Raw genomic sequence first — 23,737 nt, 5'->3', positions numbered from 1 at the left:
GCGGGTTCTACGGATGAGGATGCGGCGGCGCGCTTGACTGAGCGGTCTCCGTCACTGCAAAGGAAGCGGAAATCAGCTGGTGCGCGAAGCGATGAAGGGACTGCTTAGCTGTAGCGCGCGTGATCTTCTGTAACTCAGCGCTCCCCCCACCTATCGCCCGATCATCTTCCTCAGCCCAATCATCGTAATGTCGTAGCCGTTACGCGTATAAAACTCATGCGTCCGTTTTCGCTCATTATTGCAGCGGATAACAATGGACGTCGCCCGACACGCGTGCCCTTTAATCCAGGTCTCGGCGTGCAGCAGAAGGTCCCCTCCAATACCTGACCCTCTGACGCCTTCACAAACAACGAACGCGAGGATCTCCCCATACTTCCCGCTCGATACGATTATGTTGACGCCTGCATGAATCCATCCAAGCACTTCTCCAGCATTCCCTTCGTACACCAAAATCTGATGATCTGACCTGCCCAGAATAATCTCAAGACGAGCTTCTACTTCATCTTCCGATGCGTTCCAGCCAAACTGGCTGCTCAGAATCGAAATCGCTTTTGCGTCACTTAATTGTGCGCCTCGAATACTCATCTCACGCTCCCGTGCGCCTTCAGGTTATCTCTTGTGCATCCCGGTGATTCGGACTTCCCCAACCCCCAACTCAGCGAGTATTTTGGACATAAGTCCATCGCGCGGTTGGACACGTCCGCGATCGGGGGCGTTAATGCGTTTGGCGTCAATGAAACCCATAGTCCGGGTTACGCGGATCAAACGTGGCGCTGTTCCAATGGCGAGGCACAACACCGTCAAAACGGATCATCTCCAATAGCTTGCCACGTTCGTCCCACGCGACTTCGCCACTAGGCCAGGGATGTTGAAGGTCGAACAGCAGTCTGACGCGCGGCGCGTAGTGCGCGGGCGGTCCAGACGGCGACACCCACGTCCACGCCAGCATTCGCGTGCCCTGTACATTCATCAGTTCAATACGGGTCGGCTTCGCAGTAAGACCCTCTTCACGAAAGCTGCGAGCGTCATGATCGACGGTGCGGGCGATGAACTGCAGACCAAGATCGCGCACGCTATGGCGGGATTGGGCATGCGCAAACGACCCATCCACTGCGATCTTGCCCGACACGAGACGCAGCAGACCGCCCGCGTGGCCGTAGAGGCTATTCGGGTCCGTCGTTTCGTCGTACAAAATTTCCTGTCCCGCATGGCCGCCGTCAGGCAGCCATTTTGCGTAGACTTTTCGCGGATTGTCCTGGTAGCGGATAAGCATGTGATCGGGGCGATCGGACCATCTGCCCGATACCCGTTCCTGCCGGAACATACTGTATTCGTAGTCGTTGTCGAGAACCATGTCGGCTCTCGCGTACGCAACGAAGGCCTCTGGCTTCATTGCGTCCATCAGGGAAAGGATCTGGGCGTCGGTCAGGGACAGGAGCGAGTGGTTTTCGATCCGCGTTCGCAACGACGCCGCCTGCTCGTCAGCGGAGAGACGCCGGAACTGATCGACGTCCCTGCTCACGGAACCCGGCGGAGTGGCAGCATGGGCACATGCCGTCGATATAACCGACGAAACCGACGAAATCGGGCTGACCGATTGAGCGAAAGCGCCCATTGAGACGATCAGGCAAGTCAACGCGAGCGCCGGGGCAGCAAAGCCGAGACGCAAACGCCATGTCCCGACGCGAAACAGGTTGTTCATGATGTTGTATGGCCGCAGGAATCCCCCAACGTTTTCGATGTTATGTCACCGGCGTCATCCAGCACATCGGTGTAGTTACGCAAATTCACGCCGCATGTGCGGCCATGACAGCGGCGCGCCGCCACGGGAAGTGGATGCCTGATAAGGTTAACGACAGCACCCGCCGGTTTATTCCAATGCATCACCTGTGATGTGAAGCCTTCGGCACTACGTACAGGGCTACGCCGCAACCACACCAGGCTGATGCGCAAGCAGCCGCGCATACGCGCCGCCTGCAGCCAGCAACTCGTTATGGCTGCCCGCCTCCACGACCCGCCCGGCATCCATGACCAGAATCGTGTCTGCGTTCTGGATGGTGGACAGACGATGCGCGATGATGATCGAGGTGCGCTCTGCCATCAGCTCGTCGAGGGCGGCGCGGATCTGCTGCTCGCTGATTGTATCCAGATGCGAGGTCGCCTCATCGAGAACGAGGATCGGCGCATCCTTCAGGAACGCGCGGGCAATCGCAACCCGCTGACGTTGCCCGCCCGACAACTGCACGCCCCGCTCGCCCACCCGGGTCGCGAGCCCGTCCGGCAGGCGGTCGACAAAGTCGCTCAGCGCGGCCCGATCCAGCGCGCGCCGCACGTCCGCGTCGGACACATCGCGCCCGGCGAGACGGATGTTGGCCTCCAGCGTGTCGTTGAACAGGTAGGTGTCCTGCGCCACCAGCGCAATGTGGCGGCGCAGGTCGTCAAGGCGCAGCCGGCGCAAACCGACGCCGCCTAGCGTGATGGCGCCTTGCTGCGGATCCCAGAAACGCAACAGCAGGTTGGCCACCGTCGACTTACCCGCGCCGGACGCGCCGACCAGCGCTACGGTGCTGCCGGAGCGCACGGCGAAGCTCACCCGGTCCAGTGCCGGTGCGCTGCGGCCTGGGTAGGCAAAGCTCACCGCGTCGAGTCGCACCTGCGGGTTCTCGGGCACCGGGAGGTCTCCATCGGTCACCGGTTCGGGCTCCGCTTCGACGACATGCAGCCGGCGCGTGGAGGCGATGGTATCCGCCAGTTGCCGCGCCACCTGGCCGATCTCGGCCACGGGCATAAAGGCGGCCACTGAAACCAGCACCAGCAGCGGCAGCCATTCATGCGCAAACCAGCCGCGCGACGCAAGCACCGCGCCGAGCAAGGCTACGGCGAGGCCGCCCAGACCTGTCGCCACCTCGAGCGCGGCGCTCTGGCGCGACAGGTCATCCAGCAGGGCTGATCGCTGCTTCTGATAGGTGGCCGTGTCCGCGAGAAAGACCGCGCGGCGGCGGCCCGTGGCCTGGAAGGCGGCGAGTTCGGCGAGGCCCTGAATCGTTTCCGTGAGATGCGCGCCAAGCTGTCCCAGCGCGGCGCGCGCCTGGCCACCCAACCGGTCAATCTTGCTGCGTGCGAAGACTGGCGTCAGACCTGCCCAGGCGAGAAACGGCAGCAGCACCAACGCGAGCGGCCAGGCCGCCCAAGCCAGCAGTGCCAGCACACCGGCGGGGATCAGCACCGCGACGAAGGCCGGGGCCACCGTGTGGGCGTAGAAATACTCGACTGTTTCCACGTCCTGAGTAGCCAGCGCGACCAGGTCGCCGGAACGCCGGCGCAGTAGATAAGCGGGAGCGAGGCGCTCGAGCTTCGCGAACAACTCAATGCGCATTTCCGCTAGCAGGCGGTATGCCATGTCGTGCGCGAGCCACGATTCCAGCCAATGCAGAGTCGCCGCAGCCGGAGCCGCGAGCAACAGCCCGACCGCCAATCCCAGGACCGGTCGTCCCGAGGCGACGCCGGCAACCACGAGCGCGCTCAGCACACCCACTCCAATGAAACCCAGCACCCGGCCGACGCCGCACAGCACCGTCAGCGCCAGCTTCACGCGCCATGGCCGTACGAAGCGCAATAAGGTGCGCAAGGTATCGCCCCAGCCGATTTCCGCCGCGTCCTCGGCGAGCGGTCGTACTTGCGGCCCCGATGACGCCGGCGCGGCGCTCAGAGGTTCCATCGCGACGGGCCGTTCGCCGCTCGCCGCGACCTGCGGTCCCATCAGTCGGCGATACGCCCCGGAGCGGACAATCAGTTCGGTATGCGTGCCGCTCTCCACCACCCTTCCCTGATCCAGCACGAGGATCCGGTCGGCGCCGATCACGCTCGACAACCGGTGCGCGAGTATCAGTGTCGTGCGGCCTTGCATCAGCCGGTCCAAGCCCTGCTGGATGATCGCCTCGTTTTGTGCGTCGACCGCCGAAAGCGCTTCGTCCAGCAAGAGGATCGGCGCGTCGCGCAGCAGCGCGCGGGCAATCGCGATGCGCTGGCGTTGTCCGCCGGACAGTGTCGCGCCCCGTTCGCCAATGCGCGTCGCGTAGCCGTCCGGCAACGCTGTGATGAAGTCGTGGATATTGGCAGCGGTGGCGGCAGCGGCCATGTCGGCATCGCTGGCGTCATGCCGGCCAAGCCGCAGATTGTCGGCGATCGTGCCGTCGAACAGCGTGCTGTCCTGGGAGACGATCGCGATCATGCCGCGCACCTGGTCCGGGTCGAGCGTCCGGATGTCGTGACCGCCAATGCGGATCGTGCCGGTCTGCGCGTCGTGCTGGCGCAGCAGCAGGCGCAGAATCGTGGATTTCCCGGCGCCGCTCGGCCCGACGATCCCGACCGTCTCGCCGGCGCGGATCTCGAAGCTCAGTCCGGCATGGGCGTCAGCACGACGGCCCAGATACGCAAAGCCGACATTGTCGAACGCGATGCCGGGGGCCAGCTCCGGCGCGTGCGCCCCGCCCCCGGACGGCGCGTCGCTGCGGGCTTCCAGCAGCGTATGGATGGCATTCGCCGCCGATTGCCCGATCATGCCCTGATGCAGGACGGAACGCAGGTCGCGCAGCGGGCGGAAGATTTCCGTTCCGGCCATCAGGACAATCAGCAGCGCTTCCAGGCTCATTTCGCCATGGCTCACGCGCCAGGCGCCGAGCGCGATGGCGGCGGCCGCGCCGAGGCCAGTGCCAAGATCGGTGAAGAAACGGGTGAGCAGGCCCAGCGCCAACACCCAGAAGGTACTGCCGGACAGAGCCCTCGCGCGCTCCGCGAGCTTTTGCGCGAAAGCCCCGCTCTGGCCGAACGCCTTGAGCGTAGGGAGCCCCTGCACCGCGTCGAGGAACTCTTCCCCAAACGCCTTGAACGCCCCCGCGCGGGCAATGGCCGCGCGCTTGTCGGCGTTATGGACCAGCATCGGCAGCGCGAGCGTCGCGAGCGCGGCGACCAGCAGCACGGCCGCGGTCGGCACGTCCCACCAGGCCAGCACCGCAAAGATCACCACTGGTGCGCAGGCGGCAATGACGAGCTGCGGCACGTAGGCGCCGAAGAAGGTCTGCAACTGCTCCACGCCATCGATAACGGCGAGCATCACGCCGCCCGTGCGCTCCGCGCCGAACCAGGCCGGTCCAAGCTCGGCGATGCGGTCGAACAGACGCGCGCGCAGCACCGACTGAACCCGCCCTGCCGTGCCTTGCGCCAGAACGACCCGGCGATGATCGAGCGAGGCCCGCAACAGCATGCAGGCCACCGTGCCCGCCGCCGCAAGCGCCAACTGCCTCGGCGCCGCCCCGGCGAACGCAAGCGCGAGGACGCGGCCGAGAAAGACGAAGCGCAGAACGCCGAAACCCATCGCGATCAAACCAAGGCCTACCGCACCGGCCACGCGTAGCCGTAGACCGGCCATCATCATCCACAATCTGCTGTCGAAATACATCCCTGCCTCCGGTCAATTCAGTGCCATATCGGGTTTTATGTGACGTTACCTTGCGCCGGGAAGCGAGGCAAAAGATGGTTTTTCAAGGGGTGTTGAATCTCCTACAATACCCAACTATGTCCAACATCCCTCCACTCACAGCGTTACGCGCCTTCGAGGCGGCGGTGCGGCTCGGCGGCTTCGCCCGCGCGGCGGCTGAGCTGAATGTGTCGACCAGTGCCGTCAGCCATCAGATCCGTAACCTCGAAGAATTGTTGGGCGCCCGACTGGTCGAGCGCAGCACCGGCATTGGCGGCATTCGTTTGACGCCAGCCGGTGCCAGCCTGCTGCCCGCCGCGAGCGGTGCGCTGTCGTTGCTGGAGGATGCGTGTTCGCAGATCAAAGGCGTCGCCAGACAGCTGACCGTGTCGGCCAATGTGCCGTTTTCCGCCATGTGGCTCGCGCGGCGTCTTGCGGAGTTTTCAGGCCGCCATCCCGAGACCCGGCTAAACGCCATCATTCAGGATGCCGAACCGGATTTTGCCCGCTACGACATCGACCTCGCCGTCGTGCACGTGCCGGAACGCGCGCTGCGTCCCGATGACGTGGTCCTGTTGCAGGAGCAAGTCTTTCCGGTGTGCAGCCCCGAACTGCATGCGTTCGCCTCGACGGCGGTCTGTCGTTGTCGCCTGTTGCAGGAGGTGCACGAGAACTCGCCCGAGATCGATTGGCGCACGTGGTCGGCCGAGTTTGGCCTGCCTGACGACTTCGAAACGAAAATCGTCCGCTACAGCAGCTTCAGTCAGGTGATTGGTGCAGCCATCGGCGGCGCCGGACTCGCGCTAGGCCGCTCGCCGCTGATCGACCCGGAACTTCGCAGCGGACGCCTTGTGCGGTTATTTCCCGACCGGTCGCGCCAGGCTTCCTGGCGTTTCGTCCTGCGCAGAGGGCCAGCGCGCCGGCATCGGCTACTTGATCCGTTGATCGAGTTTCTCCGCGCAGAGGCGGGGGTTCCTGCCATGCGCCCTATTCTCTCACCCAGCGCTTAGCAAGCCTGTGTACGCGGATCGCTCGGTTGCCGTCGGACCGAGCGCAACGAATCAGCGTAGCTTTACGAACGCCGCGAATCCTCACACCAAATCAAGCGGCGCGCGCCACGTCTGCGGGCTCGCCCACGACAGGCCGTTCAAGCGCGTGTGATCTGGATTCGCCGGACGATGGCTGAACGCATCGCCAACCGGGCCACGCATCGACACCTTCCGGCCGGCAGCATTGAGCCGCCTGATGATTTCGGCGAGCGTGCCGTCGGCTTGCCACTCTTCAAAGCGACGGCGGCAGGTCGGGCGCGACGGATACCATCCGGGCACTCTGGACCAGCCATGCCCCGTCGATAGGGCCCACAGCACAGCGTTGACCACCGTGCGCGGCTCGACACGCCGTCGACCGGACCGCTCGGGCGGCACAACTTCATTGCAGAACAACCCCTCGATCAGGGTCCATTCGCTGTCTGTCAAATCGTCAAACTGAATCATGTCTTTTCTCGGCGAAGCTCGTCTCGTTTCCTGCGGCGCCCGCAATCTTAGGTGTCGAGCACCGTTCGTCGAAGTAATCTTTCGCGTTAAGCAAAGCTCCGGACGTGGATAGAGGCTGATTTCCTGCGAAAGTCCACGGCATCGGCAGGTCACCGTACCGGAGGTCGCAAAAGACGCCGTGCTGCTATGGATATGCAAAAAAATTGGTTCGACCCGGTCGCATGATTGCGGACACTCGATATGTTCAAATCGACCGGCCGACCATTATGAAAGGATTCGGATATCACCCCCATCGAACGCTCGATGAAGCGACGGAAGACGCCGCGGCGTCGTCGGACCCGCGTCGGGTGTCCGTTAAACAGGTCGCCACCGTGCTGCTGGTCGGTGCCGCTCTGGCATGCATTCACAGGGAAATTTCCGGCGCGAGCGATGGATCGCTGGTTTCCATCATCACTGGATATGCTCGCGGCACGCTGCACCATCTCGCGTCGCTCCTGCTGAATCGCGGCTCATGATGCGTTCGATCAGCGGGCCGCGGCGCGGCCACAATGCGAGGGCATGCTGATGTCCACGGACGTCCAGGGCCTGCCTGTAACAGGATCGGAGGAATCTACCGCGTGAAAAAGGGAAAGGTTTAAGTGAGTAGGTCCTGACAGCAGTTGCGCGCCGCTTCGGCAACCAACCATTTGACGCATGAATATGCCGCTCAGGAATTTTGCTAGCCTTCCTTAACTTTTTCGCACATGAGGATAAAGAATTAGCCCGCTTCACGCGCGTCAAAACGACACAGGAAGACGCCGCTTCTCGCCAACTCTGTGCAGCCCATGACCAAACCCCCAGCAGGCGTTGGGCTTACGCGCCGCTCGGGCGGCCTTACCCCATAAATCGAAAACTGATTTGTACAAACCGGCCAACGAAAACAGGTCGAAGCGGACGTATATTCGGGCGCCAATGGTTATGGGGTCCAGTCTCAAAGGGGCTGGGCACAAGTAAGCAATCTCTGGAGCAACGGTGGCCACCTCTCCGCGGCGAAACACCGACATCGCGTTTTCATCCACGCCCATTCTGGCCGCCCGTCTGTCGACGCGCCGCTCGCAACTGGTGATGTTTCTGATCTTCGTTGCTTTTTGCGCGCTCGCGCTCCGCGCCTTCTGGATTCAGGTTCTAGGCAACCCGTTTTATCTCAAACAAGGGGATGTCCGCCTTGAGCACACACTGACATTGCCAGCGATGCGAGGCCAGATCACCGACCGCAATGGACTCATCCTCGCAACCAGCTTACCTGTACGTACGATCTGGGCCGACTCTCGCGATATATCCGACGGGATCGACCCCGCCAAGCTTGCCGATATGTCGCAACTGCTTGGTATCCCCGAGCCGAAGCTACGTGCGGATCTGAGCGATGATAAGAGCTTCGTGTATATCAAACGGCAAGTACCCGTTGCCGTTGCGGATCAACTCAAGAAGCTCGACATTCCTGGCGTCTACGAGTCAGGCGATTTCAAGCGTTTCTACCCTGAAGGCGACGTCACAGCACAGCTCGTGGGTTTCACCAATATCGGCGACCACGGACAAGACGGGATCGAACTGGCCGAAGAGCGAAACCTTCAGGCGCAGGATGGCAGCCAGCTAGTTATTCGCGACCGGATGGGACACGTCGTGCAAAGCGTCGTTGAACTTTCCGCGGCGCGAAACGGCAAGCAGATCCAGCTCTCGATTGACAGTAGCATCCAGTACAGCGTGTTTTCCGCACTTGAGCAGGCCGTCGTCAACAGTCAGGCCAAAGCGGGCGCAGCGATCGTCGTGGATGCGCATACTGGTGAAGTTCTCGCGCTTGCGAACTACCCGACCTACGACCCAAACGATCGCGCGGTGTTGACAGGTGAGCAGTTACGCAACCGCGCGATGACGGATGTCTTCGAGCCCGGTTCGATCATGAAGCCGTTTACGATATCGCTTGGCCTTGATCTGCATCGCATCGATCCCGACACCACGGTTGAAACAAACGGCCGGTTTTTGCTCGACGGCGCAACGATTACCGACGACGCAAACTTCGGAACGCTAACCATTGGTGGGGTTCTTCAGAAGTCGAGCAATATTGGTGCGAGCAAGATAGCGATGCTCCTGAAACCCGAAGAAATGTGGAACATGTACACGGCACTCGGTTTCGGCCACGCGCCTGATCTCGACTTTCCTGGCATGGGAGTGGGCATCGTCCGTCCGTGGCGAAAATGGCGGCGAGTCGAGCAGGCCACCATGTCATATGGCTATGGACTATCCGTATCGCTGGTGCAGCTGGCACACGCGTATACGGTCTTTGCCAACAATGGCCAGCTAGTGCCGTTGACTCTCTATAAGCGTTCCGGCGCTCCCGTTCAATGCGTGCAAGTCTTTACCCCGCAAACAGCGGAAGAAGTGAAGGGAATGCTGGAGAAAGTGGTCGCCCCAGGCGGTACCGCACCCCAGGCTCAAGTGCCTGGTTACAGTGCCGGCGGTAAGACAGGCACAGCCTATACCGCGACCCGTCACGGTTATGACCGTTCCGAATACCGTGCCTCCTTTGTCGGCATCGTTCCGATTCGCAATCCCCGTTTGATCATCGCGGTTTCGGTGGACCAGCCACGTGGGGCCAGGCACTACGGCGGCGATGTGTCCGGACCGGTATTCTCGAGAATCGCGAGCGATTCAATGCGTGTGCTGAACATCCCACCGGACGAACCCGGCGCGGATCACAGTCCACCGTCCCCGCGTCATCGTCCAATCCTTGCAAGATCCGGCTTCAGGAACCCTGCAACCGGTTGACACGCTAACCGGTGTGCAGCCGAACGCGCCTTACCTTTTTACAGTTATCTGATCCTCGCGTGCCGAACGCAAGTATTTCTCCAACAGGACGCCAGGCGGTTCATCCGAGAATGCCGCGTGCGGCGACCTACTTGAGGCCGAGCCGCTTGGCAAGACGGTTGAGGTTGGCGCGATCCAGGCCGAGTTCACGCGCGACGGCGGCCCAATTCTGGTTGTGGCGAGCCAGCGCGTCCACCACCATGGTTCGCTCGAAGGCTGTCACGGCGCTACGAAAATCCCGCTCCGCGCTCGGCGCCGCCGCGTCATCAGCCGCCGCTGCGCCACGCTCGCTGTGACTCGCAGACAGCGCCAGGTCTGCTGCCGTCAAGGTGAGGATGCGGCGCCGATCGCGATTGGACGCCAGTGCCTTCAGTGCGCTTCGTCCGATCAGATGCTCGAGTTCGCGCACATTGCCCGGCCACGGATAACGCAGCAGGGCTGCTTGCGCGTCAGCGGCCAGACGTATGCTGAGCAGGCCCAGTCGCGAGCGGTTTTCTTCAATGAAGAACCCGGCTAGCAGCAACACGTCATGCCCTCGCTCGCGTAGCGGCGGCACACGCAGCGGGTAGACGCTGAGACGGTGATAGAGATCTGCGCGAAAACGTCCAGCGCGAACCTCTTCGGCCAGGTCGCGATTGGTGGCCGCGATCAGCCGTACGTCCACCTGATGTTCGTGGTCCGAACCGATGCGCTGTAACTGGCCGTTTTGCAGCACACGTAGCAGCTTTGCCTGCACGGCGAGCGGCAATTCGCCGACTTCGTCAAGAAACAGCGTGCCGCCGTCAGCGAGTTCGAATTTGCCGCGCCGGTCCGACGATGCGCCCGAGAATGCGCCGCGTACATGTCCGAACAATTCACTTTCGACGAGCGTATCCGGCAACGCCGCACAGTTGAGACTAATCAAGGGCTTGCCGGACCGCGACGAGAGCGCATGGATCGCATTGGCCACCAGCTCCTTGCCGACGCCCGTTTCGCCCGTGATCAGTACGGTGAGATCGCTGCTGGCGACGACTTCGATCTCTTCGGTCAGATGTTTGTGCGCCTCGCTGCTACCGATCATTTCGCGGCCGCTTTGGCTACTGGCCTGCCGGTAGGCTTCCGCGCGCTGCCGTTCCTCCTCGCTCGTGCGAGCCAGCGTATCGATGCGCTCCACCACGCTGACGGTCGCGGCTGCGAGGCTCAGGAAGGCCTGCAGTGAAGCCATATCCGTGGTGTCGAAACGCGCCGGGTCCAACGCGTCGAGCGTGAGCAGACCCCAAGGCCGGCCGCGGACGAACAACGGGCACCCGAGGCAGTCGTGAACCTCGAGGTGCGCAACCACGCCTTCCACGAGGCCGTCGTAGGGATCGGGCAAATCGGAGTCCGCGGCAAAGCGTGTCGGTTCAGGTCGCGACAGCAGTTGCGCGAAGCGCGGATGCTCGCTCACGCGAAAGCGGCGGCCAAGTGTATCGCTGCTCAATCCGTCGATGGCGAGCGGCACCAGCGTGTCGCCGTCCAGCCGCAGCAGCGCGGCTGCGTCGGCAGGAAACAGCGAACGCAGGCTACTCAACAAACGTCGATAGCGTTCGTCGTCAGGCAGGTCATGCGAGAGATCCTGCACCAGCGGAGTCAGCGCGTCGAGCACGGCGCGCGCAGTCATTCCGACCTCGTTTGGAGTCGATCTGACTAGTGTCGAATGGACCATCTGATTTTTCAAGTCATTGATTTGCAGCGATTTTACACCTGGCACAGAACGTGGATATAGAGAAGCACCAGTCACCCTTGCCTCAACTTTCACGTCACAAGGAATCCACACCATGCTCTCCGCCGAACACCGCACCATCGTTAAAGCAACTGTCCCTCTCCTCGAAACCGGTGGTGAAGCGCTGATCAAGCACTTCTACACCCTGCTGATGGACGAACATCCCGAAGTCCGGCCGTACTTCAATCAGGCGAATCAGGCGAGCGGCGCGCAACAGCGCGCGCTGGCCAACGGCGTGCTGATGTACGCCCGTCACATCGATGAGCTCGAACAACTTGGCGGCCTCGTCGGCCAGATCATCAACAAGCACGTGGCATTGAACATCTTGCCCGAGCATTATCCGATCGTTGGCCAGTCCCTGCTCAGATCGATCCGTGAAGTGCTCGGCGCGGAGATCGCCACTGACGCGGTCATCGAGGCATGGGCCGCCGCGTACCAACAGCTTGCCGACCTGCTGATCGGACTCGAAGAGCAGATGTATGCCAAGCGGGAAGCGGCACCCGGCGGATGGCGCGGCCTGCGTCTGTTCCGGGTCGCGCGCAAAGTGCAGGAGAGCGATGAGATCACGTCGTTCTACCTGCGCCCCGACGATGGCGGCGCAGTGCTGGCGTTCGAGCCGGGCCAATACATTGGCGTGCGGCTCGTCATCGAAGGGGAAGACGTTCGTCGAAATTATTCGCTGTCGGCGGCCGCCGATGGCCGCGAGTACCGCATTAGCGTCAAGCGCGAACCCAATGGCAAGGTCTCGAACCATTTGCATGCCAACGTCAACGAAGGCGATACGCTCGGACTGCTGGCACCGGCAGGCGACTTCAAGCTCCAAAACAGCGACAAACCCCTTGTGCTGATCAGCGGCGGCGTCGGCATCACCCCGACTCTCGCAATGCTGCAGGCCGCGCTCAAAACCAATCGTCCCGTGCACTTTATCCACTCCGCCCGTCACGGCGGCGTGCATGCGTTTCGCCGCACGCTCGATGAACTTGCTGCCCGTCACCCGCAACTCAAGCGTTTCTACTGCTACGAGCAGAAGCGCGCAGAAGATGGCGAAGTAAGCGGTATTGGCTACCTCGATCAGGCACGGCTCGCTGAATGGCTGCCTAAAACGCGTGACGTGGATGCCTACTTCCTCGGTCCAATTGGATTCATGAAGGCAGTGAAGAAGCATCTGAAGGCGATTGGAGTACCGGAATCGCAAAGCCACTACGAGTTCTTCGGTCCTGCTGCCGCCCTTGAATAACACTCTGTCGTGCAGCTAGTGCAGCAATTGCGCCGCGGGGTCGTCCGCGCCTCAGTGACCCAGGCCGCTCGCGGCAATCTGCTGCTCCACAAACTGCGCGAAGAGCGAATGCAGGTGCGTCGTTGGATGCAGGTCGTCGGCGAACATGTATGTCTGATCCGCGTTGGCGCTCACGTAAGTGGCCGGCGAGCATAGCAACGACGTGTCATCGGGCGTTTTCTTGGGGTCGCAGGCCTGGCCAGTGTTCGACACGGAGAAGCCATTGGCCTGAAAGTTCGCGATGATCCCGTTCAGCCACGTGTAGGCGTCAATCTGGATAACCTTGCTTTGCAGGCCGTTGGTCTGCAAAGTGGAGGTCAGCGTACTGTTGAAGAGTTCGGATAACTGAGTGAAGTTTGCCCCGCCATCGGACGAAGCGAGGCCCTCGGGCGATAGCCCAATGTTCGGAAGATTGACCACCACGACATGCGTGGCGCCATTCTGGACGATCTGCCCAACCAGCTGCGCGAGCGTCGTAGCGGCGATCTGCACGGTAGTGGTTGCGGCCGGCGGCGTCCCGGCCCGCAGCACGTCGTTGGCACCGGCCCATACCAGCACCAGTTGATTGGAGTTAAAGCTCGTGTGAGCGCTCAGATAACTCGAAACCTGCTGGTTGACAGGCATTTCGATATTGCCAATGACGTCGGTCAGGAAATCGTTCTGGTTGGCCGGCGTCGCTACCGTGGCGCCGCCTTCCGCGTAACCAAAGCCACCCTGAGCCTTGAGTTCATGCGTGAGGTCGATCGTGTACGCCGCGGTAAGCGTATCGCCGTAGTATTGCGCGACATTCTGGGTCCACACTTGTCCGGGATTGGTCGTGAAACGCCCGCCGCCAACGGTGCTTGCGATCGGCGCATAAGTGCCGACGTCCGAGAGGCTGTCGCCGAACGAGACAACTTGCAGATTGATGCCGCCCGCTGGAGTAGCTGGTGTAGTTGCGCTGCCGCTGCTCGAACTGCCGCCTCCGTGCCCGCCGCCGCAAGCGGAAAGCAATGAGATCGCGACGGCAAAAATTGCAGCGCGTACCGTGTCATTTAATGCTCGCATCGCTACTCCTCAGTGACCGGCTGGGGCGCTGCGGGCACTTTAAGGCCTGATCTCGCGCATCGCCCTCAATAATCCCTACGGAGTAGCAAAAAGCGTGCACCATCGCGGTCGGGCAGATCCGGTGAGATCCGCCCCACTCGCGGCTTACGCGACGGCAGGGTAGAGAAAGGCGCCGAGGCGCAAATGGCCAGTGCGTGTGGTCATGGTGGGCTGCGAGGAGGCGTCAGTGGACTTTCGGAAAACCGTGGCGTTCGGCGAGCAACGCGAGGGTTCGAGGACTAAGAGGAGGTCTCGGCTCATGATGTGCGGCAGTCCAGAGAGTAATGAGTCGAACGATTCTCAACGCTTGCATGGCATTGCGCCACGAAGAAATCTGCACAACGATATGCGGCCTGGAACTTAACACGACCTGGCGGGTGCGCTGGAATCGGCCCAGCGCACGGTGCGATAGCCATGCGCCCTTGCCGACCTGCATCCGGCCCCATCCCTCTCCTCTGCAAGGCATAAGCTTCAAACAAAAAATTCGTTGCATTGGCCGGGCGAAACCCTATGGTAGTGGGTCTGTAATGCATCACAGCATGATGAATCCATCCTGAGCCCCATGTCACCCCATACCGAAACGATTGCCGACTGGTTGTTATCCGGTCTCGAACTGAAAAGCACGATCTTTCACGTCGGCCAATATTGCGGCGCCTGGCAGGCGTCGACGGCCGGACGGCATCGGGCCAGCTTCCATCTGGCGCTACACGGCGAATCGTGGCTGCACCTGCCTGCCAACGCGGAGCGCGCCGCGCAAAGCGTGCGCCTCGCGCCCGGTGACGCGGTGTTCCTGCTGCACGATATGCCGCATTGCCTGTCACCGGATCCGAACCCTCCGGCCAGTGGCCGAGAAAGCGAACGGATTGGCACGATGTCGCCGCTGACCTCGCCCGACGATGCGCGCGCGCCCGCCGACGGCAGCGTGGGGATCGCCTGTGGCTTCTTCGAGTTCAACTCGGGACTCGACGACATGCTGCTTAGCCTGTTGCCGGACTATATCGTCGCGCGGCGCGACAACCCATCGCTCGATGGCGCACGCGCGATTTTCGACCTGATTCGCACCGAAGCGCTGCGCGACGTGCATACGCCATCGCCGCTGATTGCCCGTCTGACCGACCTGCTGTTCGTCTACGTGCTGCGCGCCGTAGCGGGACGCGACGAGATCGCGCCCTGCTTCTGGTCGTTGATGCGCCGGCCGGAATTTGCGCCGCTCGTCGCGGCCATCATCGAAGCGCCCGCGGAGCGCTGGACCACCGACACGATGGCTAGTTTCGTCCATATGTCGAGGGCGCGCTTCTGCAAGCAGTTTGTCGATATCTCAGGGCAGCCGCCCGCCCAGTTCGTCACGCTGGTTCGCATGAAAATGGCAGCGGCCATGTTGCGTGGCGGTTCGAGCATGCCGGATGCTGCCGAGCGGGTCGGCTATCAATCGGAATCCGCGTTCGCGCAGGCGTTCAAGCGCGTCACCGGCGTGCAACCTGGCGCCTACCGCCGCAGCGCCGTGAAGCCCGCGGGACAGCAGGCTCGAGCGGCCGGCAGCACGCCGCCGTTCGCCGCGCTGCATTGATCAACGGGCTGCGAGTGGTGCCGACGCCCGGCGGTCGAAGCTGGACAAACTCGCAGGATTCGCAGACAGGCGCGCATTGTTCGAACACGGTTGCCGGACTCACAATGAGGCATCATCTGTGAGGAACCATCATGAGCCGTCTTCGTTTGCACACCACCGAGAGCGCCCCTGAGGCGAGCCGCCCCTACCTGCAACGCGTGCAGGCAAACAATGGCTACCTGCCGAATCTCGTCGCATCGCTCGCCAACGCGCCTACCGCGCTTGAAGCCTACTTGACGGTGGGAGAAATCAACGGACGCAGCGGCCTCACCCTGGCCGAACGCGAAACGATACAGATCACGGCCGCCGGTATTCATGGCTGCGGTTTCTGCGTGGCGGGACACACCGCGGTTGCACTGAAGAAGGCACAGCTCGAGCCGCACGTCGTCGAGTCGATTCGCGCCCAGCAACCGGTGTCGGATCCACGCCTCGAGGCCGTGGCCGTGTTCACGCGGGCGGTAATTGCCTCGCGCGGTGCTGTTACGGACGAAGCGCTTGCGACATTCCGCGCAGCTGGCTTTAGCGATGCGAATGTGCTGGAAGTCGTACTCGGCGTGAGTCTCGCCACCCTGTGCAACTTCGCCAACAACCTGGCGCAAAACGAGTTGAACCCGCAACTCGCCGCGTACCGCTGGACGCCACCGCAGGGACAGGCGACATGAATGCGCTGCCGTTAGCGAGCCGCGCGCCCGCGCTCGCGGCGTGGCTCGATGAGCATGCCGAAGCAATTGACGCCGACCAGGACCTCGCCGCGCAGATCTTGCCGCAGCTCGGTCGTGCGCAGCTATTGCGGATCGGCGTGCCGGTCAATCTGGGCGGTTCCGATGGCACCACGGTCGACGCGATCGACGCGATTGCGGGCGTCGCCGCGCACTCGCTCGCGGCCGCCTTCGTCTTCTGGGGGCAGCGGACCTTCATCGAGTATCTGCTGCATAGTCCTAACGAGGGCTTGCGCACCCGCTGGTTGCCGTCGCTCCTGAGCGGCGAACTGGCCGGCGCAACAGGTCTCTCGAACGCCATGAAGTACCTCTCGAGTCTGGAATCGCTGCAGATGAATGCAACGCCGCTGGGCGATACGGATGGCATCAGGCAATGGACATTGAACGGCAGCCTGCCGTGGATCACGAACTTGCGCCGAGAAGGGTTTCTGGCCGCGGCTGCTTTCGATCATAGCGACGGCGCACCGCCTTCGATCTTTGCGTTACCACATGACGCTACCGGCCTCACGCGCAGCGACGACCTCGACCTGATCGCGCTGCGTTCGAGCAACACAGCGGCGTTGCGGCTCGATGGCGCAGTGCTCGACTCGAGCTGGCAGATCACCGACGACGCACGCAATTTCCTGGTGCGCGTGCGCCCCGCCTTCCTCGGTCTGCAATGCGGCATGTCGATTGGCCTCGCGCGCCGTGCGCTCGCGGCGGTCGAAGCGAGCAGCGCTGCCGCACGTGAGGCCGTAGCAGACGAAGCGGCATATCTGACGAACGAACTGGATGTACTGTCGCAGCGTTTGTTCGACGGCGTTCAGCACGGCACCTTCCTCGCCACGCCGGCCGCGTTGTTCGAAGTGCGCATCGCGCTGGCCGCGCTTGTGGATGCGGCCGTTCGCCTCGAAGTGCAGACAACCGGTGGACGCGGCTATTTGCGCGGCCAGAGCGGCTCCGCCCGCCGCACGCGTGAAGCGGCCTTCGTGCCGATTGTCACGCCGAGCATCGTGCAGCTGAAAAACCAGCTTGCCCAGCATCGACAGACGAAAGCGGCATGAGCCACGCGATCGGCACGTCCGCACCGCGCGTCGAACTAGGGAAGTTGGCCTGAGCTACCCAGGCCGGCACGTACTGCACGGCGTCGGCCTGAGCGTGCAGCCGGGAGAGCTGGTGTCGATACCAGGGCCGAGCGGCTCCGGTAAATCCACGCTGTTGCGTATCATCGCGGGTCTGCAGAAACCCACCAGTGGCCCGGTTCTGGTTGACAGTGAAGCCGTCGGCGGCTCACGTCCCGATGTGGGAAATGCTCGGCGTCAGCTCCGGAGTCGGTTATCTGATTCTCGATACGGCGAGATTGCTTTATCGGCGCTTTGGCGCAGCCCAGTTGCAGTCCGACGAAGGATAACGCGGCTTACGGCTTGCGCCCCGCTCTCTTCTTTTGATCGTAAAGCAATGCGCCAGTCTCGACCGGAATGAACGGCGCCTGAAAATGGTTGATCAAAAAGTCGATAAATGCACGGGCACGCGCAGTCTGGTTGCGCTGGCTGGGATAGTAGACAAACAGGTCGGCTGACGGCAGCACGATATCCGGCAACACCAGTTTGAGCCGCCCGCTTTGAACGTACTTTGCCAGATCCCATTCCGAGCGGATCAATATCCCGTGTCCGTCGAGCGCCCAGCGCAGCACGATATCGCCATCATTGCTTGAAAGCGCACCTTTGACTTTCAACGCTTCGGCGTGGTCTCCCTGCATATACCGCCACACACCGTAGGCATCGTCGTTCTGGCGATGAATGATGCAGCGGTGCCGAACGAGATCCTCTACACGCTCCGGTGTCCCAAAGCGCTCGAGGTATTTCGGGGAAGCGCAAAGAAAACGGCGATTGCTCATGATGCGCCGGGCGCTGAGCCGGCTGTCGGGAAGCGTTCCAAAACGGATCGCCATATCGAACGCTTCCTCAACCAGATCGATGGGCCGGTCGGTCACTTCAAACTGGATTTCCACGTTGGGAAACCGCTTCGCGAACTCGGACACGAGCGGCGCGATGGTCGTGCGCCCGAAGCCGAGCGTCGCGTTGACCCGCAACAGACCGTGGGGATCGGATCGAGCCCCGGATATTTCATCTTCCATTTGCCGGACCTGTCCGATGATCTGCGTCGCGTAGCGCAGGTAAGTCTCGCCTTCCGGCGTCAGGCTGACACTCCGTGTTGTCCTGTTGACGAGGCGCGCCCCGAGTCTTTGCTCGATGAGCCCAAGTCGCTTGGTTGCGGCCGGTGGCGTGAGATCGAGCGCGCGTGCCGCCCCCGACAGGCTTTTGAGTCTGGCGAGCAGAATGAAAAATTCGAAATCGGACGCCGAATCGCTTGTCACCTCAGTGTTCACCTAAAGTAAAAAATGAAATGAATTCAAGTGAATTCTAACCCCTCATTTCGTCGCTAAGCTAGCTTCCATCGTAGTCAGACGCATGCAGTCGCATGCAATGCGTGCCCAAAACTCAGGAGACACCGCCATGAGAATCGTTGAAATCCGCGAATTGACCGTTCCGATCAGCTCCCCCATCCGCAATGCCTACATTGATTTCAGCAAGATGACGCTGAGTCTCGTCGCCGTGGTGACCGATGTGATCCGGGACGGCAAGCCGGTTGTGGGTTACGGCTTCAATTCCAACGGCCGTTACGGCCAGGGCAAGCTGATGCGCGAGCGCTTTATCCCGCGCATCGTCGAAGCCGATCCCGCCACGCTCGTCAACGACGCGGGCGACAACCTCGATCCGCACAAGATCTGGGCGACCATGTTCCAGAACGAAAAGCCTGGCGGCCATGGTGAGCGGTCGGTCGCGATCGGCACCATCGACATGGCGATCTGGGATGCGGTAGCAAAGATCGAAGGCAAGCCGCTGTTCCAGTTGCTGGCTGACCGTTACGGTAATGGTCAACCTAACCGCAAGGTTTTCGTGTACGCGGCGGGCGGTTACTACTACCCTGGCCAGGACCACGGGAAGCTGAAAGACGAAATGCGCAGCTATCTCGACCGCGGCTACACGGTCGTGAAGAAGAAGATTGGCGGCGCTTCGCTCGACGAAGATCTGCGTCGCATTGATTCGATTCTGAGCGTGCTCGGTGACGGCCAGAAACTTGCCGTCGACGCCAACGGCCGCTTCGATCTCGACACCGCCATCCAGTACGCGAAGGCGTTGTCGCAATACGACCTGTTCTGGTATGAAGAACCGGGCGATCCGCTCGACTTCGAATTGCAGGCGACACTGCGCAATTACTACGACAACCCGATGGCGACCGGCGAAGACCTGTTCTCGATGCAGGACGCCCGCAACCTGATCCGTTATGGCGGTATGCGTCCGGATCGCGACTGGTTGCAGTTCGACTGCGCATTGAGCTATGGCCTCGTCGAGTATCTGCGCACGCTCGACATGCTGCATCAGCACGGCTGGTCGCCGAGCCGCTGTGTTCCGCACGGCGGACACCAGATGTCGTTGAACATTGCGGCTGGCCTTGGCCTGGGTGGCAACGAATCCTATCCGGACCTGTTCCAGCCTTATGGCGGCTTCCCCGACGGCGTGAAAGTCGAAAACGGCTTCATCACGATGCCCGATCTGCCCGGCATCGGCTTTGAAGGAAAGGCGGATCTCTACGCCGAGATGAAAAAGCTGTCGGCATAAGCCATCAACCGGCAAAACGCGCCGGCGCAGCGAGCAACAGCAGCGCCGGCGCAGCATTCATACAAGAAGAAGATGCCACGCATAGGAGACAGTCATGCGGGTTTCAAGGATCGGAAAAACTCTTTCCAAGCTCTATGTACAGGTTCTGATTGGCATTATTGCCGGTGTCCTCGTCGGCCATTTCTACCCTGACATCGGTTCTCAACTTAAACCACTCGGCGACCTGTTCATCAAACTGATCCGGATGCTGCTTGCGCCGATCATTTTTGCATCCGTTGTGGTCGGCATTGCCCGCATGAACGACCTTCATGAGGCCGGCCGGGTCGGCGTCAAGGCGGTCGTCTACTTCGAGATCGCATCGACGATTGCGCTCGCGGTTGGCCTCGTAATAGTGAACGTCATCAAGCCGGGCAGTGGTATGAACATCGACCCTGCACATATCGACAGTTCGGGCATTTCCACTTACACCCACGCGGCACAGCAGCACGGGATGCTTGATTTCCTCATGAGCATTGTTCCGAACAGCATTGTCGGTGCGTTCGCGAATGGGGATATGCTGCCCATCATCTTCTTCTCGGTTCTGCTCGCCATTGCTTTTGCCCGGCTGGGTCCGCGCACCGCGCCGTTCGTCGACATGCTCGACATGCTGCTTCAGGGCATGTTCGGCGTCGTGCGCATCGTGATGTATGCCGCGCCCATTGGTGCCTTTGGCGGCATGGCATTCACCATTGCGCGGTACGGAATCGGCACTCTGGCATCGTTCGGACAACTGATGCTGTGCCTTTACCTGACCTCGATCTTCTTCGTGGTCGTCGTACTTGGCCTCGTGATGCGAATGTGCGGGCTGTCGCTGTGGAAGTACCTCCGCTATATCAAGGATGAAATTCTGATTACCCTCGGTACAGCGTCGACCGAAGCGGTGCTCCCCCAGATGCTGATCAAAATGGAGAAGCTGGGCTGCTCACGGCCCGTTGTTGGGATGGTGTTGCCTACGGGCTATACCTTCAATGCCGATGGTACGGCGATCTATCTGACCATGGCTTCGATGTTCGTTGCGCAGGCGCTGAATATCCACCTGACGATCTGGGACCAGTTGCTGCTCCTCGGCGTAATGCTGCTGACATCCAAGGGGTCTGCAGGCGTGGCCGGAGCCGGATTCGTGGCGCTGGCTGGCACCTTAGCCTCGATGCACAAGATTCCTGTGTCGGGGCTGGTGCTGCTGCTTGGCGTTGATCGCTTCCTCAACGAGGCTCGTGCGGTCACGAACCTGATCGGCAATGGCGTGGCGACCATTGTGGTAGCGCGATGGGAAGGAGCCCTCGATATGAACAGGGCGCGGGCGATGCTCGACCGGAATGCCGACATGAGCCTCGATGCATTGCAATCCATCGACGAGGCGCAGGCAGACCGGACGCCAGCGAACGACGGCATGATTACGCCGCACACGCATTAAGGCTTGTGCGGTCATGTTCGGCCCATTTTGGCCCTTCGACATTGCCGCCTGAATCGTCGACAATTGCGAGCATGTCACTGGCCATAAGCTAATGGGCCAGCGCTTCGAAGGGGCGGGAAAACGGCTTCAGTTGGCGAAGAGGGTCGGCGAATATGAACTCAGCTCGTCTCCGATCGATAGTCCGCGACGCTACCGGCGCCCTTGCCGGTGCGTTGACCGTCGTCCCCATCATCCTCAGTTGTGGCGCCGTGCTGTATGAAAGCATGGGGTCGGCCTGGGTGACGGCCGGCATATCGGCTGCCTTTGTCGCGGCGGTTCTGGCTGCCATCGTCGCGGCGCTGTTTGGTGGCACGCCGTTGCACATGAATTCGCCGAAAACAACCCACGCCGCCATTTTGTCGGGGTTGATTGCCAGCGTGGCGATGGATCCGTCGTTTAGCGCTGGAAACGGCAGTGGCGGCGCCGTGCTCCTGCTGGTAGCGTCCACCGCACTGCTGGTTTCCGGCATCGTTCAGACGATTCTGGGCGCGTCGCGCCTCGGCTTGCTCGTCAAGTTCGTGCCGTATCCCGTTCTCGCGGGGTTCATCAATGGCTTTGCGATCCAGATTATCCTGAATCAATTACCCCGCGCCCTCGATATCGACGGGCCGCAAGAGCTACTGCGGGCGTTCAACGGCACGGTGCCGGTCAACTGGTGGGCGTTGGGATTCGCCTTCCTGTCCGGTGGATTCGCTATTTTGGCGAAAAAAAGAAGCGGGCCTGTGCCAGCGGCATTGATCGGCCTCTTTGCCGGAACCGCACTTCAGATGCTGTGCTTGCGTCTGGTTCCCCACGAAGACCTGGGCGCCACGATTGGAGCGCTGCCGCCAGGCATCCCGCTGAGCTTGCGCATCGCCGACATCCTCAACTTCGTCACCTCTGCCGGCTTTCGCAATCACGCTGCTGTGATATTGGCGACCGGCATCACGATCGCTCTGGTGTCGTCCATACAATCCCTGCTGAGCATTTCGAGCACTGAACAGCTCTTCGGCGCCCGCCACAACAGTAACCGCGAACTGGTCGTGCAAGGCGCCTCCAACATCGCGTCCGCACTGTTTGGCGGCGCGCCCAGCGGCGGCTCGCCGAACATTACCCGAATCGTCCATGCAAGCGGAGGGCGGACCGCGTTTGCCAACTTCGCTTACGCATGCATGCTTCTGGCGCTGTCGTATGGGTTGAACCGGATTGTCGGCTTGATTCCGCTGTCAGTGATGGCGGGTGTGGTGATCGTGACCAGCGCGGAGGCGATGGACAAATGGACACATCAACTGCTGATCGGAGTGGGTTATGGCGGCCATTCTTCGACCCGTTGGGAGATTTACCTTAACCTGACGCTGGTGTTCGTCGTGACCGCGTTAGTCGTGTTTACCAGCGTACTGGTGGCGCTGGGTGTGGGTTTCGCCGCTGCGTTGATCGCATTCATCTATCGCTCGAATGCGCAAATGATCCGGCGCGTACAACACGCAACACAGCTTCGCTCCAGAACGCAAAGATCGCGTGCGGCGCTTGACGCGCTTGGCCAGTATGGTCGTCGGATCGCTATCGTCGAACTCGACGGCCCGCTTTTCTTCGGCTCGGCGGAGAGAGTTGAGCGAGTGGTTGGAGATGAATTGTCCGCTAGCGACTGGGTGTTGCTCGACCTGAAACGTATCAGCCATTTCGACAGTAGCGGCGTATTGATGTTGAAGCGGCTCGATGAACTGCTGGTCAGGTCCGGGAGACGTCTGTTTCTTGCACCGCTTGTCGCCGGGGGACGCCGCCGGAAGTTTCTGACCGAATGGGGGCTGACGAAGCCGGAAGCCGAGTTGCGCGTATTCGAAAGCACCGACGCCGCGCTTTCGCAAGCCGAAGACGAACTGCTCGACAAGTTGGCCGCGCAGGAGAGCGATGAAGAAATCGATCTTGCCGCCTTTCCGGTGACTCAGGACATGAACGATAGCGAGCGCGCGCTGTTGATGAGCCTGGCGATGCGCAGGTCCTTTGCTGCCGGTGATGTCGTGATTGGCCGCGAGGCCCCGCGTGGTGGTTTGATACTGCTGACACGGGGCCGGCTTAGCGTCCTGTGGGAAAAAGACGGGAAGGCCTTGCGCACTGCGAGTTATCGGGCGGGCATGGCGCTCGGCGAAATACCGTTGATGCTGGAGCGGCAGCGTTTGTTAAAGCTCGTGGCCGATACGCCTGGTGTCTTGCTGGAGCTATCGCAGGAGGCGCTTGGACATCTGCGCGCGACGATGCCGGGCCTTGACGCGAAACTGATGCGGAATTTGAGTAGTGAAATCGGCTATCGTCTTTGCGATCTGCTTGAAATGGTGAGAGACCTCGAGGGCGACTGAGCGGCGGGTGGG

18 protein-coding genes are annotated in these 23,737 nt (G+C 61.5%); 11 read left to right on the top strand and 7 right to left on the bottom strand.

Translation table 11 applies throughout. The annotated features are described in order from the left end of the window. Window positions 1-150 precede the first annotated feature (150 nt). From P3T40_RS39120 to P3T40_RS39110, 3 genes are all read right to left on the bottom strand, one after another. Window positions 151-585: a GNAT family N-acetyltransferase gene (locus tag P3T40_RS39120; RefSeq protein WP_429273051.1), complete on the bottom strand. Its 435-nt coding sequence runs from the start codon at window positions 583-585 to the stop codon at window positions 151-153. 145 nt (window positions 586-730) lie between these two features. Beyond that, window positions 731-1,702, bottom strand: coding sequence for a DUF1571 domain-containing protein (locus tag P3T40_RS39115; protein WP_429273050.1), 972 nt, complete (start codon window positions 1,700-1,702; stop codon window positions 731-733). A 219-nt stretch (window positions 1,703-1,921) separates the two neighbouring features. Then, window positions 1,922-5,458: an ABC transporter ATP-binding protein gene (locus tag P3T40_RS39110; RefSeq protein WP_429273049.1), complete on the bottom strand. Its 3,537-nt coding sequence runs from the start codon at window positions 5,456-5,458 to the stop codon at window positions 1,922-1,924. Window positions 5,459-5,574: 116 nt separating this feature from the next. On the opposite strand from P3T40_RS39110, the gene P3T40_RS39105 reads away from it, so the two are divergent. After that, a complete protein-coding gene (locus tag P3T40_RS39105) occupies window positions 5,575-6,486 on the top strand; it encodes a LysR family transcriptional regulator (RefSeq protein ID WP_429273048.1) in 912 nt (303 codons plus the stop codon). An 81-nt stretch (window positions 6,487-6,567) separates the two neighbouring features. Here P3T40_RS39105 and P3T40_RS39100 read toward each other — a convergent pair whose 3' ends face one another. Then, entirely contained in the window at window positions 6,568-6,969 is a 402-nt protein-coding gene (locus P3T40_RS39100; protein ID WP_429273047.1) for a transposase, read from the bottom strand. A gap of 221 nt (window positions 6,970-7,190) precedes the next feature. Between P3T40_RS39100 and P3T40_RS39095 the strand changes: the two genes are divergently transcribed. Next, window positions 7,191-7,484 carry a hypothetical protein gene (locus P3T40_RS39095; RefSeq protein ID WP_429273046.1) on the top strand — a complete coding sequence of 98 codons (294 nt, stop codon included), beginning with the start codon at window positions 7,191-7,193 and terminating at the stop codon, window positions 7,482-7,484. 496 nt (window positions 7,485-7,980) lie between these two features. Next, the gene (locus tag P3T40_RS39090) at window positions 7,981-9,771 is read left to right on the top strand and encodes a peptidoglycan D,D-transpeptidase FtsI family protein (RefSeq protein WP_429273045.1); all 1,791 of its coding nucleotides are present in this window, start codon (window positions 7,981-7,983) and stop codon (window positions 9,769-9,771) included. Window positions 9,772-9,898: 127 nt separating this feature from the next. On the opposite strand, the gene norR is transcribed toward P3T40_RS39090, so the two are convergent. Further along, a complete protein-coding gene (gene norR / locus P3T40_RS39085; protein ID WP_429273044.1) occupies window positions 9,899-11,494 on the bottom strand; it encodes a nitric oxide reductase transcriptional regulator NorR in 1,596 nt (531 codons plus the stop codon). A 112-nt stretch (window positions 11,495-11,606) separates the two neighbouring features. On the opposite strand from norR, the gene hmpA reads away from it, so the two are divergent. Beyond that, the gene (gene hmpA / locus P3T40_RS39080) at window positions 11,607-12,788 is read left to right on the top strand and encodes an NO-inducible flavohemoprotein (protein WP_429273043.1); all 1,182 of its coding nucleotides are present in this window, start codon (window positions 11,607-11,609) and stop codon (window positions 12,786-12,788) included. Window positions 12,789-12,839: 51 nt separating this feature from the next. On the opposite strand, the gene P3T40_RS39075 is transcribed toward hmpA, so the two are convergent. Further along, window positions 12,840-13,874 carry an SGNH/GDSL hydrolase family protein gene (locus tag P3T40_RS39075; protein ID WP_429273042.1) on the bottom strand — a complete coding sequence of 345 codons (1,035 nt, stop codon included), beginning with the start codon at window positions 13,872-13,874 and terminating at the stop codon, window positions 12,840-12,842. A gap of 601 nt (window positions 13,875-14,475) precedes the next feature. On the opposite strand from P3T40_RS39075, the gene P3T40_RS39070 reads away from it, so the two are divergent. The 4 genes from P3T40_RS39070 (at window position 14,476) to P3T40_RS39055 (ending at window position 17,699) form a co-directional block, all read left to right on the top strand. Next, window positions 14,476-15,480, top strand: coding sequence for an AraC family transcriptional regulator (locus P3T40_RS39070; protein WP_429273041.1), 1,005 nt, complete (start codon window positions 14,476-14,478; stop codon window positions 15,478-15,480). A gap of 131 nt (window positions 15,481-15,611) precedes the next feature. Further along, window positions 15,612-16,181, top strand: a complete 570-nt coding sequence (locus tag P3T40_RS39065) for a carboxymuconolactone decarboxylase family protein (RefSeq protein WP_429273040.1) — start codon at window positions 15,612-15,614, stop codon at window positions 16,179-16,181. Further along, a complete protein-coding gene (locus P3T40_RS39060; protein ID WP_429273039.1) occupies window positions 16,178-17,281 on the top strand; it encodes an acyl-CoA dehydrogenase family protein in 1,104 nt (367 codons plus the stop codon). Before P3T40_RS39065 ends, P3T40_RS39060 begins: the two co-directional genes overlap by 4 nt. Before the next feature lie 94 nt (window positions 17,282-17,375). Next, entirely contained in the window at window positions 17,376-17,699 is a 324-nt protein-coding gene (locus P3T40_RS39055) for an ATP-binding cassette domain-containing protein (RefSeq protein WP_429273038.1), read from the top strand. On the opposite strand, the gene P3T40_RS39050 is transcribed toward P3T40_RS39055, so the two are convergent. Beyond that, window positions 17,635-18,594, bottom strand: a complete 960-nt coding sequence (locus P3T40_RS39050) for a LysR family transcriptional regulator (protein ID WP_429273037.1) — start codon at window positions 18,592-18,594, stop codon at window positions 17,635-17,637. The genes P3T40_RS39055 and P3T40_RS39050 overlap by 65 nt on opposite strands. A gap of 139 nt (window positions 18,595-18,733) precedes the next feature. On the opposite strand from P3T40_RS39050, the gene P3T40_RS39045 reads away from it, so the two are divergent. The 3 genes from P3T40_RS39045 to P3T40_RS39035 all read left to right on the top strand — a co-directional run bounded on the left by P3T40_RS39045 (window position 18,734) and on the right by P3T40_RS39035 (window position 23,725). Then, window positions 18,734-19,900: a mandelate racemase/muconate lactonizing enzyme family protein gene (locus P3T40_RS39045; protein WP_429273036.1), complete on the top strand. Its 1,167-nt coding sequence runs from the start codon at window positions 18,734-18,736 to the stop codon at window positions 19,898-19,900. A 94-nt stretch (window positions 19,901-19,994) separates the two neighbouring features. Then, entirely contained in the window at window positions 19,995-21,353 is a 1,359-nt protein-coding gene (dctA, locus tag P3T40_RS39040) for a C4-dicarboxylate transporter DctA (RefSeq protein WP_429273035.1), read from the top strand. Between the two features lie 152 nt (window positions 21,354-21,505). Beyond that, complete coding sequence (locus P3T40_RS39035) at window positions 21,506-23,725, top strand: SulP family inorganic anion transporter (protein ID WP_429273034.1); 2,220 nt, start codon at window positions 21,506-21,508, stop codon at window positions 23,723-23,725. Window positions 23,726-23,737: the final 12 nt, after the last annotated feature.

The sequence above is a fragment of the Paraburkholderia sp. EB58 genome (assembly GCF_050436665.1).
In the GTDB taxonomy this organism is placed as follows: Bacteria; Pseudomonadota; Gammaproteobacteria; order Burkholderiales; family Burkholderiaceae; genus Paraburkholderia.
This window is presented reverse-complemented; position numbering and strand designations above follow the sequence as displayed.